Origin of the sequence: Nisaea sp., from assembly GCF_017640745.1 — a bacterium.
Lineage (GTDB): Bacteria > Pseudomonadota > Alphaproteobacteria > Thalassobaculales > Thalassobaculaceae > Nisaea.
This window is the reverse complement of the sequence record NZ_JAEPQA010000001.1, coordinates 376,397-391,292: the sequence shown is the minus strand read 5'-3', so window position 1 is coordinate 391,292 and position 14,896 is coordinate 376,397. Positions and strand designations below refer to the sequence as shown.

Below are 14,896 nucleotides of genomic sequence, written 5' to 3'. Positions count from 1 at the left end.
CCCGATGGAAGCGATCATCGAACGCGAGCCGATCACCGTTATCTGCTCCGACAAGGGCTGGGTCCGGGCCATGAAGGGCCATATCGCGGACGACAGCGATCTGAAGTTCAAGGAAGGCGACGAAGGCAAGTTCCTGGTTCGCGCCGAGACCACGGACAAGATCCTGATCTTCGCCAGTGACGGGCGCTTCTTCACCATCGCGGCGGACAAGCTGCCGAAAGGACGCGGCCATGGCGAACCGCTCCGCCTGATGATCGATCTCGGCAACGAGGAGGACATCGTCGCGATCCTGCCGCATCGCCAGGGACAGCGCCTGCTGCTGGCCTCCACGGACGGGCGCGGTTTCATCGTCAACAGCGATGACGTGATCGCCCAGAAGAAGGCGGGCAAGCAGGTGCTCAATCCGGGCAGCGGCGCGAAGGCGCAGGTCTGTCTGCCGGTCGAGGGCGAACTGATCGCCGTGGTCGGCACGAACCGCAAGCTGCTCGTGTTCGAGACCTCCGAGGTTCCGGAGATGGCACGGGGCAAGGGCGTGATCCTGCAGCGTTACCGCGACGGCAAGCTCGGCGACATCACCTTCCTGAAGGCCGAGGAGGGGCTTTCCTGGTCCCTGCAGGGCGGCCGGACGCGGACCGAGACGGATCTCACGACCTGGCGCGGCAAGCGCGCCGGCGCCGGCAAGATGCCGCCGACCGGCTTCCCGCGTCCCGCGCGGTTTACGTGAGCGACCTTGCGGATTTCAGGGTCCGGCCTGCGGGCCGGGCCGATATACCGCGTATCGCCGAGCTGACCGAACTGTCCTATCGCCCGTGGACCGAGATGCTTGGTTATCCGCCTTTTCCGGTGACGGCGGACCATGGCGATTATGTCGCGGCCGGCCTGACCTGGGTTGCGGAGGACGAAAACGGAACGGTGACAGCCCTTATCGAGATGGAACTCGAAGAGGGGCGCTGGGGCATCTTCAATGTCGCCGTGGCTCCGGAGTTCCAGGGCCGGGGGCTCGGGCACCTGATGCTGGATTTCGCAGAGCGTGAAGGGATTGCGCGAGGTTTTCGGACCATCTCGCTCTACACGAACCGGAAAATGGTCCGGAACATCGAACTCTACCGCCGCCGCGGATATGTTGTGACCGCCGAACGCGAAAACACGAAGCGGCCGGGACACTTCATCGTCGATATGGAAAAGGCCCTCGCGGGACAGGCTGTCCAGGGCGGTTACGCCTCGACCCAGCCCTTCGACGTCAGCAGCTCGTAAGGCCGGTATTTCGTCTTGTAGGCCATCTTCCGGCAATCCGGGATCCAGTATCCGAGATAGACGTAGTTCAGCGCCCGTGCGTTGGCCCGTTGGATCAGATCGAGCACCATGAAGGTACCGAAGCCGCGCGTCGGGTCCTCCGTATCGAAATAGCTGTAGACTGCGGAAAGGCCGTCCGCCTGCTCGTCCACCAGCATGATCGCCATCAGCCTTCCGGCCGCGTCCCGGTACTCGATCAGGTAGGTCTCGATCGGCGAGCGCTCGATCATTTCGGCATAGTCGGCGAAATCCATCATCGCCATCTCGCCGTCGCCGTGCCGGCCCTGCTGATAAGCATGGAACAGCGCGTATTGTTCCCGTGTGGCGATGGCCTGGACCGGGCGGGCCGTCAGGTCTGCGTTGCGTTTCAGCAGTTTGCGGAAGGTGCGCGACCAGTGGAAATCGCCCGTCCTGACCCGGACCGGATGGCAGGCGTTGCAGCCGGGACAGGCCGGCCGGTAGGTCAGATGCTGGGTGCGGCGGAAGCCGGCCTTCGCCAGAGAGTCATGCGCATGCTGGCCCCGCCGGCTCGAAATGTCGGCGATCAGGCGTCGCTCCGTCTTGCCCGGCAGGTAGGGGCAGGGCATCGGCAGCGTATGAAAGAACGCCAGCGGGCGGGCTCTGAGATTATTGAACATCGGCTAAAGGTTAGCCTCCGGGTCTGACCGGCGGAAGAGCCGAACCGTTGTCCGGCAAAACTGTCGGCAAGGTCGTTTCCGTCGGCTGCACGGCCGGTTCCTGCTGGCGTCCGGAGGCCGCGGCGCTCGCAGCCTGATCGCTGAAATCGGTCCGCAGGAGCACGATGCTGATCCGCCGGTTGCTGGGAGCGGTCGGGTCGTTCGGCTCGATCGGATCGGTATCGGCCATGCCGACGACCTGGGCCACGCGCTCCTGCGGGATGCCGTTGGCGATCAGGGCGCGCCGGCTGGAGAGCGCGCGGTCGGCGGAAAGTTCCCAGTTGGTGTAGGTCGCGCCCGGCGGGAACGGCCGCGAGTCGGTATGGCCGGAGATCTTGATCTTGTTCGGCAGCTTGGAGATGATCTCGGAAACCTTGGCGAGCAGCTTGCGGGTCTGCTCGAACATGTCGGCGCTGCCGAGCGGGAAGAGGGCGGTTTTCTCCTGGTCGAGCAGCTGGATGCGAAGGCCTTCCGGCGACTGGTCGATCTGCAGACCGCCGTCCTCGACCATTTTCTTGACCTCGGGATCCTCGGACTCCTCGATCGCCTGGCGGATCATTTGCTCCGCCGCCTTGAACTGCGCCGCCTCGCGCTCCTCCAGCAGCTTTTCCAGGTCCTCGGCGCTGATCAGACCCTCCGCGTCCTGATCGCTGCCAAGACGGGATTCGATGTTCTCGGGATCGTCGGAATCGGGGTCTGTCGACTCTGTACGTTCAGCCTGCGGCCGCGCCACCTGAGGGGTCGAGATCATCGGCGGAGATGACGCGGATTTCAGGGCCCCGGGAACCGTGATGGAGGTCCCACCGAGCACGCCTCCGGAGCCGCTTCGCGTCGAGCGCGAGATCGCGGTCGGATCGAAATAGTTGGAAATGCCCATCTTCTGCTCTTCGGTGGTCGCGTTGAGCAACCAGAGGAGCAGGAAGAAGGCCATCATCGCGGTCACGAAGTCGGCATAGGCCACCTTCCAGGCGCCGCCATGGTGCCCGCCATGACCGCCCTTCTTGACCTTCTTGATGACTATGCTGGCGTGGTTGTCCAAGCTCTCGTGTTCCCGATTGGCCGGCGGGCGAAATCAGGTCGCGCCACCTTGATTGCGTTCTGCATGCCCATATCGGTCCGTACTAGACCGGCGGCAAGGCTGCGACAGCCTCCTCGACTTCGAAGAAGGACGGACGGTCCTTGGACAACAGTGTCTTGCGGGCGAACTCGACGGAGACGGCCGGCGCATATCCGGAAACATGGGCCAGCAGTCCCGCCTTGATGCATCCCAGATACTTCGCGTCTGCCTCGAACGTCCGGCCCATCGTCGCCGCCAGCGGGCTTACGAAACCATAGGCGAGAAGAATGCCGAGGAAGGTGCCGACGAGGGCGCCGCCGATCAGCTTTCCGAGAACTTCGGGAGGTTCGGTAATTGAGCCCATGGTCTTGATGATGCCAAGCACCGCAGCGACAATCCCGAGCGCAGGGAACCCGTCGCCCATGGTCTGGTAGGCGCCGGCAACCGCGGCATCTTCCGCATGGTGGGTCTCAAGCTCTTCATCGAGCAGGTCGGCAAGTTCGTGCGGGTTGTCGGTCCCGAGCGTCATCATGCGGAGATAGTCGCAAAGGAACTCGAGCGCATGGTGGTCCGACGAGAATTTTGGAAAGGCCTGGAAGAGCGAACTCTCCTCCGGTCTCTCGATATGGGACTCGATTGCGAGCATCCCCTTTGTCTTCGCGAGCTTGAAGATCGCGTACATCAAGCTGAGCAACTCGAGATAGTCGTCCTTGGAGTATTTCGGCCCTTTCAGCGCCGCGCCAAATCCGCGTCCGGCCGCGCCAAGGACATGTTTGGGATTCGCGCAGATGAACGCGCCGACGCCGGCGCCGCCGATGATGACAAGTTCAAACGGCTGCCAGAGCGGGCCGAGCTTGCCGCCCATGGCCATATATCCGCCGATCACGCAGACGATAACGACGACCCATCCGACGATCACCAGCATGATATTCTCCGCCCGCTATCGGTTCCTGAACGTATATCGAGAAACACCAATGCATAATATCTCTCAAATTTCGGTATTTTGTAAACATCAAGGGGTAAACATTTGATTTACGGTGCGGATTGCGCAATCTCACCTCAGAGAATTCAGACGGTCCCGAGGAACCGCCGGTACCGTAATCGAGCGCATTGGAGACGAGGGCCGCAATGTCCGTAAGTGCCGAACAGTTCCGAGACGTGATGGGGCGTTTCGCCAGCGGCGTGACCGTCGTGACCACGGCGAGCGGCACCGGATACGCCGGGTTTACAGCCAGTTCCTTTTCATCGGTCTCGCTCGATCCGCCGCTTGTGCTGGTTTGTCTCGGCCGTGACGCCGCCTGCCACGATGCATTCGTCGGCGGCACCTGCTTCGCCGTGAATATCCTGGCGGCGAACCAGGCGGACCTTTCCGTCCGCTTCAGCTCCGAGGTCGGCGACCGGTTCGAGGGCGTGCCGCAGGAGACCTGGGTGACCGGTGCGCCGATCCTCGGCGGCGTGCTCGCCGCGATCGACTGCCGGCTGCATGCGGTGCATGACGGCGGCGACCACTCGATCCTGGTCGGACGCGTCGAACGGCTCGGCCCGGTCGCGGCGGATGCCGAACCGCTGCTCTATTACAGAGGGGCCTACCAGACCCTCGGCTAGGGTCAGAGAGGCGCCTGTTCCATCGCCATGTTGCTCATCACCCGGGTCTTCAGCCCGGCTGCATTGAGCGCGGCGACGATTTCGAGCACATGGTCGGGATTTCGGGTTTCGATCAGCACTTCCAGTTCGGCCTTCTTGATCGGCACGTCCTGGAACATGCGCTGATGGTGCACCTCGACGATGTTCGCGCTCGCCTCGCCGATCACGCCTGCGACCCGGGCGAGGGTGCCCGGCTGGTCCGAGATGTCGATGCGCAACCTTGCAAGGCGGCCATGGCGCGAGAGGCCGCGCAGCAGGACCGTCGCCAGCATCCGCTGATCGATATTGCCGCCGCAGATGACCGTTCCGACCTTGCGTCCCCGGAACCGTTCCGGCGCCTTCAGGATGGCCGCGATCCCGGCCGCGCCGGCGCCCTCGGCGACAAGGTTCTGATGTTCGGCACAGCCGTTCACCGCGCGTTCGATCTCCACCTCGCCGACGAGGATGATGTCCTCGACGAGGGCGCGGCAGATTTCGGTCGTCAGCTTGCCGGGCGTCTTCACCGCGATGCCTTCGGCCAGGGTCTCGCCGCCGGAGCTCGGCGGCAGGCCGCGCAGGGCCTCGTACATCGAGGGAAACTGTTCCGTCTGCACGCCGATGATCTCGATCTGCGGATTGAAATGCCTGGCCGCGACAGCGATGCCGGAAATCAGGCCGCCGCCGCCGATCGGCACCACAAGGGTGTCGAGATCCGGTATGTCGCGCATCAGTTCCAGCCCCGCAGTCCCCTGGCCCGCGATAATCAGTGGATCGTCATAGGGATGGATCAGGATGTAGCCGTGCTCTGCGACCAGTTCCTCGACCTTTTCGCGGCTCTCGGCGAGCGTTGCACCGTATTGCACGACGGTCGCGCCGAAATTCCGGGTCTTCTCCACCTTGGTAAAGGGAGTGGCCGCCGGCATCACGATGGTCGAGCGGATGCCGAGCTGCGTTGCGTGATAGGCGACGCCCTGGGCATGGTTGCCGGCCGACATGGCGATGACCCCCCGGGCGCGCTCCGCCTCGGAGAGGCTCGCGAGCTTCACATAGGCGCCGCGCGCCTTGAAAGAGCCGGTACGTTGCAGGTTCTCGAGTTTCAGGGAAAGATCGACGCCGAGCGCGTCACCGAGGGCGGGAGCCTCGATCGCCGGTGTCCGCAGGATTTTCCCTGAAAGGCTTTCCGCCGCTTTTTCAATGTCTTCGAACGAGACGGGTAGGCCCATGTCGCTGCTCCTGATGGCGTGGCCCCGATCTTGCGTGCCGTTCGGACCACCGAGTCCTATTCACGTGACGCTGATTTGGATTCCCGCATTTGCTAGAGCATGCTAAGAGTCCGGGCAAGCGGGGAGGCGAGATTTCAGCGCCGTTCACGGGAGAAGTAAGGGACTCACCGGGAACGCAGTGTTGTTGGAGGGACTAGAAATGTCCTGCCTTGACCGTATTGTGGTGCCTGCCGTGCTGAGCCTCGTGATCGGGGGGTGGGGGACTCCGTCCTTTTCCCAGGCAATCACGTCCGAAGCGGGCAATCAGTCCCAGAGATCCTGGTATTTCCTTGGCGCCGAGACCGACCGAAACGGGCTGGTCGAAGCAGATTCCGCATTCAAATCCAATGCACGTGATCGCCGCGGCCTCGACGAGTTCCGGGCGGGTGAGCGCTATACCTTTTCCTTCCGTTATTCCGATCTCGGCGCCCCGACGGGCCAGATCGGCCTCGGCCGCGGGCCCGATCCCTATGGCAATGGCGATGTCCTCTCGATCTATTTCGATCACGCCTTCGATACTCTCGGGGACAGCGGCGTGCGGCCTCACATGGTCGCGGGACTTGGATTTGCCTACGGCACCGGGCTCGATCGCCAGGACGAGATGGCGCCGGCTCTCGAACTCGGTTTCGGCGCGTCCTATTCGATCAACGAGAATTGGGACTTCTTCACGGAGTACCGCGCCTTCTACACCGGTCATGCGGAGCCTCGGCTTCGCTCGCAGGATGACATTTCCGGTTTCGCCCAGAACTTCATGCTTGGCGCGCGGCTGCGCTTCTGACCTGTCAGGCTTTATTGCGGTCTGAGAACCAGCGTCTTCCCGCCGCGAGACGGCACCGGCCCCAGTGCGCGATAGACGCCGTCGGCCCAGGGATCTGCCTGATCCTGATAGTGTTCCGAGAACGGGTTGCCGGACTGCCCGAAAGCGATACTGAACCGCGAGGCGTCCAGATCCGAAAGATCGTAGACCGCACGGAAACCGGCGCCGTGGACGTGGGGAAAGCTGAAATCTCCGTCCGAGATTCGCTGGCTCGGGCTGCCCCGGTTGACCGAATAATCGCCGCCGTCCGTCGCCGGATTCGCGCCGAGAAGGTCGCGCAGTACCGGAACGCGGGACCAGAGCAGGTGCCGGAATTCGGCGACATGCGTTCGCCCCCAGAGCCAGCTGGACTGATCCGCGCCGAATTTCGCGGTCAGACGGACAACAGCCTCCTCGAGGCTCTCCCGGATCGCGCTTTCGCAGGGCTCCACCACGTCGGTGCGGATATCGTCGCACCATTCGGGTGCGTCGGTCAGGACAGAGGCGAACATGTGCGGCCGGACCCGGCGGTATTCGCCGATCAGGTGTCCGAGTTCGTCGCCGAAGATCTTCCGGTGCAGCAGCGCCGTCCAGAGCGTGTAGATCGTCGCCTCGGGATCGTTCCGGCCCATGCGCCCGTCCCAGCCTCGAAGCCGTTCCACCGCTTCAGCGGCGGGCGCGCCGAGTGCCGAAGGGTTCAGGCGCGGAAGCAGCAGATCGAGCACCATCGGCACATCCAGGGAAAGAGCGTCCATCTGCAGATCGCGCTGCATCGACGGGCTGGCCTCCGTCCCCATTTCGGCGATCGCCGAGCGGATACGTTCCGCCCGGAAAGGCGCTTCGAACTCCCGGCCGAGGTCGAGTTCCGGGTCCCTCGGCGGGATGCGGTCGTTCGCCTGAATGACGAACCCTTCGTCCGGGTTCAGCAGAAGCGGCAGGCGCGACCGCTCGACCCATCCGGTCCAGTCCCCGTCCGTGCCCGTCCCGTCCGCGGGCAGGAAACCGTCCCCTTCCAGCCGCTCCGGGAAACGGCCGGCGAGCGTGAGGGCGATGTTGCCCTCCGTGTCGGCGAGCGTAACGTTCTGCGCCGGGCTGGAAAAGTCCTCGAGAATCTCGAGCGCTTCCGGAACCGACTGCGCGGCACCGAGCGCGAGAAAGGCCTCTGCAGTCCGGTCGTCTTCAGCGAACGACGGGGCGGCGAGAGCGAGAACCGCCTTGTCGTCGGTGCGTCCGGCCGGGGCCCAGATGTCGGAGATGACCGGGCCGTGGCGGGTCGCACGGAAGGTTTCCGTGATCTCTTTCGAGCCGATCTTGAAATGCTCTACCCGGGTCTCGAAGGCGAGGGAGCCGTCCGGCCCGAGATACCTAGCGGGGTCGCCGGGATCGATCTGTTCGACAAAGAGGTCCTGGCTGTCCGCATGCGGTGTCGTGAAGCCCCAGGCGACAAGGCCGTTATGGCCGAGGGCAAGAAACGGCACGCCGGGAACGGTGCCGCCTGCACGCACCCCGTCCTGTGTCTCGATGCGGGCGAGGTACCAGAGGTTCGGATTGGTGAGCCGGAGATGCGGATCGCTGGCGAGCAGCGGCTTGCCGCTTTCGGTCCGCGTTCCGGAGATGGCCCAGGCGTTCGAGGCGCCCTGAGGCGCGAGGATGTCCGGAAGGGAGGCGGCGAAGCGGGTGGCGCGGTCCAGCATGTCCGGGGCGAATAGACCCTGCTTCAGGCCGCTCTCGGGTTCCAGCAGCTCGCCTGCCTGTCGGAAGAGAAAGGCGATCTGCTCGGGATCGAGCCCGGCCTCGGTCATCCGCAGACGCGTCAGCTCGTCCGGCCAGTTGCTGCCAAGCTGGAAGGCCATGAGCTGCTGCCAGACGAGACTGTCCGCCGGGCGCCAGGGCTCCGGTTCATGGAAGAGGACGAGGAATTCCGGCGGCAGCGGACCGTCGCGGGTGTTGAGATAGGCGTTCACCCCTTCCGCATAGCGGTCGAGGGCGCTCTTCATCCCGGGCGAGGCACGTTCGTAGACCGCCTCCGCCCTGTGGTAGAAGCCGAGACCGCGGGTGAACCGGTCGAAGGGGAAGACCTGCTCGCCGAGCGACTCCGAGAGATTTCCGACGATTTCGGCGAAGCGCCCGGCGCCAATGCGGCGCATCGCCTCCATCTGCCAGAGCCGGTCCTGGGCATGGACGAAACCGAGGGCGAAATAGCCATCCGCTAGCGAGCCGGCGCGGATCAGGGGCACGCCGGCATCGTCGCGGTGGATCTCGACCGGTCCCGCGAGACCGGGGAGGCGTTTTTCCCCCTCGGTCTGCGGCACGGACCCGCCGAGCCAGACAAGCAGTCCGGCAATTGCGAAATTGAGTCCGAGGACCGCGAGGACGAAGCCGACGGCCAGACGTTTCACCCATCGTGGCATCGGCTTCCCCTCGATCCTCGACACCGATCGCGAGGCGATCAGGTCTTGTTGAAGATGATGGTCTTCTTCTTGGTGAAGTGCTCCAGCATCGCTTCCAGGGTGGCTTCCTTGCCGATGCCGGACTGCTTGATGCCGCCGTAGGAAAGACCGGGCTGCACCACGAGGTTCTGGTTCACCTGCACGAAACCGGCTTCCAGCTTCTCGGTGAAATTCAGCGCCGCCTTCAGGTCGTTGGTCCAGACCGTCGCGGCGAGGCCGTAGTCGCTGTCGTTCGCGGCGGCGAGGACTTCCTCCTCGTCGGTCCATTTCAGCACGCAGGTCACCGGGCCGAAGATCTCCTCGCGGGCGAGCTTGCTGTCGTTCGTCATGCCGAGGAAGACGACCGGGCGGACGAAAAGGCCGTCCTTGAATTTCGGATCGGTCGGCATGGCGGAGCATTCGACCGCTTCCGCGCCCTTCTCGCCCTTGCCGTGGTCGATATAGGCCTTCACCTTGGCGAACTGCTCCGGCGAGATGATGGTGCCGATATCGGTCTTCTCGTCGAGCGGGTCGCCCATCACCATGGCATCGACCTTCTCGCGCAGCTTGGCGACGAACTCGTCATGCACGTCGGCATGGACGAACATGCGGCTCGCGGCGGTGCAGCTCTGGCCCTGGCGGGTGAAGCGCATGCCGGTGACGGCGCCCCCGATCGCCTTGTCGATGTCGGCATCCTTCATGACGATCATCGGGCTCTTGCCGCCGAGTTCGAGCGTCACCGGGATCAGCTTGTCGGCGGCGGTCTTGTAGACGATCTTGCCGGTCTCGACCGAGCCGGTGAAGGTCACCTTGCCGACCTTCGGATGAGCGACCAGCGGAGCGCCGCATTCGGGGCCGAAGCCGGAGAGCATGTTGAAGCAGCCGGCCGGCAGCACGGAGGCGAGGATCTGGCAGACCCGGAGCACGGTCAGCGGCGCCTCCTCGGCGGATTTCACCACCACCGTGTTGCCCGCGACGAGCGCCGGGGCGATCTTCAGCGCCATCAGCAGCAGCGGCACGTTCCACGGGATGATCGCGCCGACGACGCCGATCGGCTCGCGCACCGTGATGGTCAGCATGTCCGGGTGGTGCGGTACAGTCTCGCCCTTCAATTCGGAGGCGAGGCCGGCATGGAAGAGGAACGCGTCGGCGAGGATCGAGGCCTCGACGCGGCTCTCGGTGCGCAGCGCCTTGCCGGTCTCGAGCGCGATCAGGCGGCCGAGTTCCTCGACATGGTCCTGCAGGACCTCGCCGCATTTGTGGATCAGAGCGCCGCGGTCACGGGCACGCATCTTGCCCCATTCCTTCTGCGCGGCGGCAGCGTTCTCGACCGCCGCGTTCACGTCCTCGGCGTCGCCCTCGGCGCCGTAGCCGATGACGCTGCCGGTCGCCGGGTCGATCACCTCGAAGCTCTTGCCGGACTTCGCCGGCACCAGCTTGCCGCCGATCAGGTGGCGGCCCGACAGCGCCTTCGCCAGCGCGTAGGGATCGGTGTTCGGCGTCAGCGGCGGTTCGCTCGAGAAATCGAGTTCGTTGCGCATCAGGTTCATAGTCCCAGCTCCTTCAGAATGCGCTCGCGGTCCTGGTCCAGGTTCGGCGCGGGCACGCGGGTGTTCGGATCGTCGAATGCGGTCAGCTTGATCGGGTTGCCGACGATCTTCATCGGGCCGGTGACCGGGTCGTCGACATCGACGATCATGTTGCGGGCGGCCGCCTGCGGATGTTCCGCCGCCTGCCCGACATTGTTGATCGGGCCGTTCGGCACGCCGGCATCGTCCAGGATCTTGCCCCAGTGCGCGGTCGTGTTGGTGCCGAGGATCGCCTCGATCTCGACCTTCAGGTACTCCTGATGCTGGCTGCGGAGATCGTTCGTCAGATAGCGGTCGTCCTCCTTCCAGCCGGGTTTGCCGAGGGCGTCTGCCATCTTGTGGAAGAGGCCGTCATTGCCGGCCGCGATGATGATGTAGCCGTCCTCGGTCCGGAACGCCTCGAAGGGCGTGATCGAGGGATGGCGGGCGCCGAGCGGCCCCGGCGCGGTGCCGGAGACGAAATAGCGCATGATGGCGTTCTCCAGCAGCGCGAGCTGGCAGTCGAACATGGAGATGTCGACCTTGGTCGCCTCCCCGGTCGCGCCGCGATGGACGAGGGCGGACATCGCGCCGATCGCGGCATAGAGGCCGGAGCCGATATCGCCGATCGAGGTGCCGATGCGGGTTGGCGGCGCGCCTTCGTGGCCGGTGATGCTCATGATCCCGCCCATGCCCTGCACGACCATGTCATAGGCCGGGCGGTACATGTCCGGGCCGGAATGCCCGAAGCCGGAGGCGGAGACGTAGATCAGCTTCGGGAACTTCTCATGAAGCCGTTCCCAGCCGAAGCCGAGCTTCTCCATGGTGCCGGGACGGAAGTTCTCGACGATGACGTCGGCCTTCTCCAGCAGCTTGTCGAGGATCGCCTTGTCGCCCTCGTCCTTGAGGTTGAGCGCGATGCTTTCCTTGCCCCGGTTGACGGACTGGAAATAGGCCGACTTGCCATTGATGAAGGGGCCGTAATGCCGCGCGTCGTCGCCGGTCTCCGGTGTTTCCACCTTGATCACCCGGGCGCCGAGCTCGGCCATCATCATCGTGCAATAGGGTCCCGCGAGGATCCGCGAGAGATCGACCACCGTCACCCCGGAAAGGGGACCTCCTGACGCTGCCATGCGCTTAAGTCCTTCTTTATTTCGTTACCTGTTCAGCGGGCGATTTGTAAGGGATGGCGCCGGGGCGGGCAAGCCGCAGCCCGGCAAGAATGCTATCCCCAATAGCGACCGGTCGCGCCGACGACGACGGTGATCCAGCCGAGCCAGAGATTGGTGAAGACGATCATGCGGATCCGGTTCAGCCGCGCCCCCGCCGCCGGGAAGTCGCCGTCATCGACGAAGCGGCGGAACTTGCTCCATTCGGCGAACCAGAGGTGGGCGAAGAGCCCCATCATCAGGAAACCGGTCAGGTTCATGATGTGGACATGCAGGCCGACCCCGGCGAAGCCGCCAAATTCCACGAACACCATCCAGTAGCCGCTGCCGAGCAGCAGCACGATCTCGATGATGACGATGCGGAAGAAGCGGGCGAAGACAGCGCGCCAGAGGCGGAGCCGGTCCGGGGCCTGCTCCAGCGTGCCCATCGAGGGGCGGAGGACGGAATAGGCGAAGAACATGCCGCCGACCCAGATCACCGCCGAGACGATGTGGATGGCAAGCGCAATGATCATCGTGTAGGGCATCGGTCTCTCTCCGGTCAGGTTCAGGCGGACGGCGTTTCGCGCTGGTAGAGGATGAAGGGCGTCTTGGTCGCGATCCGGTCGTAGGCGGAGCGGCCGCGATAGTTGAACTCCTGGGTCAGCCAGCGGACCATCGGCCAGCCGTTCTTCTGCGCCATTTGGTCCATCGCCGCGAACAGCGCCTCGAAGACGCCCCTACCGCGCGCCTCCGGGTCGACGAAGAGATCGTCGAGGAAGCCGCATTCGGCGCCTGAGAGCGGGCGCGGCATGGCGCGGATGTGGGCGAGGCCGATCGCCCTGCCGTCCGCATCCTCCGCGATCAGGCAGTTCAGCACATGCGCCGGGTCGTGCAGCCAGCCCCACACCCGGTCTGCGATCTCGTCCGTCATCGGCACCTTGTAGAAAGCGGCATAGCCGTCATAGAGTCGGCGCCAGTCCTTCTTGTGCCGCTCCGCCACCGGAACCACCCGGACCTTTTCCGCGTTGGCCATTGTTAGTTCTCCCACTGCTCCCGACGGCGGACCTTAGCAGTATCGAACCCGCGGGCAAGGGGCTCCATACTTGACGTGACAGAGACCGGTGGGAATATGTCGCGGGACATCCGAAAGGCCAATGCATGAGACCGGACCAGGGCAGTTTTCCCTTCAAGGACGATCACGGGACGATCTGGCTCGCCTTCACCGACTGGGGCAGGCGCCAGCTGCCGCGCACCCTGGTCTGCGCCCACGGCCTGACCCGGCAGGGCCGCGATTTCGACGCCTTCGCGCGAGTCGTCAGCCGGGACATCCGCTGCATCGAGATGGACGTCGCCGGGCGCGGGCGGAGCGGCTGGCTCGCCAACAAGGACGGCTACAATTTCGAGACCTATCTGCGCCATGCCGACGGGCTGCTGAACTACCGCGGGCTGACCGAGGTCGAGTGGCTCGGCACCTCGATGGGCGGCATCATCGGCATGCTGCTGGCGGCGCGGGAGGACGGGCCGATCAAGCGGCTGATCCTGAACGATGTCGGTCCGTTCATTCCGAAGGCGGCGCTGGAGCGGATCGGCGAATATGTGAAGGACCCGCCGGTCTTCCAGAACCTCACCGAGGCCTGCGACTATCTGCGCGAGACGCTCGCTGGCTTCGGCGAGCTCTCGGACGCCGACTGGTCGGAGATGACTCAGCACAGCGTCGTGCGCGAGCCGGACGGCACCTACCGCATGCATTACGATCCGGCGATCGGAAACGCCTTTGACGGCCCGATCGAGGATGTCGATCTCTGGGCGATCTACGACGCGATCAAATGCCCCACACTGGTGCTGCGCGGCGCGGACTCGGATCTGCTGACGCGGGAGACTGCCGAGGAGATGACGGAGCGCGGGCCGAAGGCGGACCTCATCGAGTTCGAGGGCTGCGGCCATGCGCCGGCGCTGATGAACGAGGCGCAGATCTCCGCCGTGCACGAGTGGCTGATGCAGTTCGAGCCGGTGGAGGAAGAGGACGACGAAGAGGGCGCCGCGCCTGATGCTTCCTGACAATCCGGCCTATCCGCCGTTCCGGGCCGCCATGCCCTGGGTCGGCGCGCACCTGCAGACCCTGAGAAGTTTCCTCGTTGGCGGGACTCCCCGGATCGGTTCGGCCCGCTCCGAGCGTCTCGCATTCACGATGGAAGACGGTAGCGGCGACCGGCTGAGTGGCGTGCTCGAGGAACCGCCATCGCCGCTCGCGGATGCGCCGCTCGTTGTCGTCATTCACGGCCTGACCGGCTGCGAAGACAGTTTTCATGTCCGCGACGCGGCGCGCTATTTCGTCTCCGCCGGGTTGCGCGTGTTGCGCCTCAACCTGCGCGGCGCCGGACCCACGCGGGCTGACTGTACGCGCTCCTACCATGCCGGACGAAGCGGGGATCTGGATGCGGTCCTGGCGCAGCTACAGGCGACGGGCGTGGCTCAGCGCTTCGTGCTCTACGGTGTCTCGCTCGGCGGCAACATGATGCTGAAATATCTGGGCGAACGCTCCAGGCCGCATGTCGCGGCGGCGATCTCGGTTTCGGCGCCGATCGATCTCGCCCGGACCTCCGAGCGCTTCATCCAGCCGCGCAACCGGCTCTATCACAACTGGCTGCTGAAGAGCATGAAGGCTGAGGCGCTGGCGACGCCGGGACTCTCGGCGAGCGAGCAGGCGGCCGTCCGCACATCGCGCACGACGGTGGAGTTCGACGAGCGCCATATCGCCGCCCGGAACGGTTTCGACGGTGCGCGGGACTATTACGCGAAGAGCTCGGCGAAGCGGTACCTCAAGGGGATTTCGGTGCCGACGCTGGTCATTCACGCGCTGAACGATCCCTGGATCCCGGGCGGGATCTATCTCGATTTTGACTGGGCGGAGAACCCGCGCCTGACCCCGCTGTTGCCGCTCGACGGCGGCCATGTCGGATTCCATGACGGCGGGAGCTGGCACCTCAGGATGGCGGAGCGGTTCCTGGAAGAGAAGGGCGTGCTCTAGATCAGTTTAGAG

General features: G+C 64.7%; 15 protein-coding genes. 6 read left to right on the top strand and 9 right to left on the bottom strand.

Annotated elements, in window-relative coordinates:
• Both JJ959_RS01910 and JJ959_RS01905 read left to right on the top strand, forming a co-directional pair.
• The coding region (locus tag JJ959_RS01910; RefSeq protein ID WP_292879568.1) for a DNA gyrase C-terminal beta-propeller domain-containing protein at window positions 1–724 on the top strand (724 nt) is incomplete at its 5' end.
• Window positions 721–1,254, top strand: a complete 534-nt coding sequence (locus JJ959_RS01905) for a GNAT family N-acetyltransferase (protein WP_292879567.1) — start codon at window positions 721–723, stop codon at window positions 1,252–1,254. The genes JJ959_RS01910 and JJ959_RS01905, both read left to right, overlap by 4 nt.
• On the opposite strand, the gene JJ959_RS01900 is transcribed toward JJ959_RS01905, so the two are convergent.
• The 3 genes from JJ959_RS01900 to motA all read right to left on the bottom strand — a co-directional run bounded on the left by JJ959_RS01900 (window position 1,215) and on the right by motA (window position 3,952).
• Window positions 1,215–1,931 (bottom strand): arginyltransferase, encoded by a 717-nt coding sequence (locus tag JJ959_RS01900; RefSeq protein WP_292879566.1) that lies wholly within the window; start codon window positions 1,929–1,931, stop codon window positions 1,215–1,217. The genes JJ959_RS01905 and JJ959_RS01900 overlap by 40 nt on opposite strands.
• Before the next feature lie 10 nt (window positions 1,932–1,941).
• Window positions 1,942–3,009 (bottom strand): flagellar motor protein MotB, encoded by a 1,068-nt coding sequence (locus JJ959_RS01895; RefSeq protein WP_292879565.1) that lies wholly within the window; start codon window positions 3,007–3,009, stop codon window positions 1,942–1,944.
• 82 nt (window positions 3,010–3,091) lie between these two features.
• Window positions 3,092–3,952 carry a flagellar motor stator protein MotA gene (motA, locus tag JJ959_RS01890; RefSeq protein WP_292879564.1) on the bottom strand — a complete coding sequence of 287 codons (861 nt, stop codon included), beginning with the start codon at window positions 3,950–3,952 and terminating at the stop codon, window positions 3,092–3,094.
• A 203-nt stretch (window positions 3,953–4,155) separates the two neighbouring features.
• Between motA and JJ959_RS01885 the strand changes: the two genes are divergently transcribed.
• Window positions 4,156–4,632, top strand: a complete 477-nt coding sequence (locus tag JJ959_RS01885) for a flavin reductase family protein (protein ID WP_292879563.1) — start codon at window positions 4,156–4,158, stop codon at window positions 4,630–4,632.
• A 2-nt stretch (window positions 4,633–4,634) separates the two neighbouring features.
• Here the strand turns inward: JJ959_RS01885 and JJ959_RS01880 are convergent, their stop codons facing one another.
• The gene (locus JJ959_RS01880) at window positions 4,635–5,873 is read right to left on the bottom strand and encodes a threonine ammonia-lyase (RefSeq protein ID WP_292879562.1); all 1,239 of its coding nucleotides are present in this window, start codon (window positions 5,871–5,873) and stop codon (window positions 4,635–4,637) included.
• Window positions 5,874–6,072: 199 nt separating this feature from the next.
• Here JJ959_RS01880 and JJ959_RS01875 point away from each other — a divergent pair, with 199 nt between their 5' ends.
• A complete protein-coding gene (locus JJ959_RS01875) occupies window positions 6,073–6,690 on the top strand; it encodes a hypothetical protein (RefSeq protein WP_292879561.1) in 618 nt (205 codons plus the stop codon).
• An 11-nt stretch (window positions 6,691–6,701) separates the two neighbouring features.
• On the opposite strand, the gene JJ959_RS01870 is transcribed toward JJ959_RS01875, so the two are convergent.
• From JJ959_RS01870 to JJ959_RS01850, 5 genes are all read right to left on the bottom strand, one after another.
• Entirely contained in the window at window positions 6,702–9,119 is a 2,418-nt protein-coding gene (locus JJ959_RS01870) for a penicillin acylase family protein (RefSeq protein WP_292879560.1), read from the bottom strand.
• A 38-nt stretch (window positions 9,120–9,157) separates the two neighbouring features.
• Window positions 9,158–10,687: an aldehyde dehydrogenase family protein gene (locus JJ959_RS01865; RefSeq protein WP_292879559.1), complete on the bottom strand. Its 1,530-nt coding sequence runs from the start codon at window positions 10,685–10,687 to the stop codon at window positions 9,158–9,160.
• Window positions 10,684–11,838, bottom strand: coding sequence for a CaiB/BaiF CoA-transferase family protein (locus tag JJ959_RS01860; RefSeq protein ID WP_292879558.1), 1,155 nt, complete (start codon window positions 11,836–11,838; stop codon window positions 10,684–10,686). Before JJ959_RS01860 ends, JJ959_RS01865 begins: the two co-directional genes overlap by 4 nt.
• A gap of 92 nt (window positions 11,839–11,930) precedes the next feature.
• Window positions 11,931–12,401: a hypothetical protein gene (locus tag JJ959_RS01855; protein WP_292879557.1), complete on the bottom strand. Its 471-nt coding sequence runs from the start codon at window positions 12,399–12,401 to the stop codon at window positions 11,931–11,933.
• Window positions 12,402–12,421: 20 nt separating this feature from the next.
• On the bottom strand, window positions 12,422–12,889 hold the full coding sequence (locus JJ959_RS01850; protein ID WP_292879556.1) for a GNAT family N-acetyltransferase: 468 nt from the start codon (window positions 12,887–12,889) through the stop codon (window positions 12,422–12,424).
• A 125-nt stretch (window positions 12,890–13,014) separates the two neighbouring features.
• On the opposite strand from JJ959_RS01850, the gene JJ959_RS01845 reads away from it, so the two are divergent.
• Window positions 13,015–13,914, top strand: a complete 900-nt coding sequence (locus JJ959_RS01845) for an alpha/beta hydrolase (RefSeq protein ID WP_292879555.1) — start codon at window positions 13,015–13,017, stop codon at window positions 13,912–13,914.
• Window positions 13,904–14,884 (top strand): alpha/beta fold hydrolase, encoded by a 981-nt coding sequence (locus JJ959_RS01840; protein WP_292879554.1) that lies wholly within the window; start codon window positions 13,904–13,906, stop codon window positions 14,882–14,884. The genes JJ959_RS01845 and JJ959_RS01840 overlap by 11 nt, the downstream gene beginning before the upstream one ends.
• Window positions 14,885–14,896: the final 12 nt, after the last annotated feature.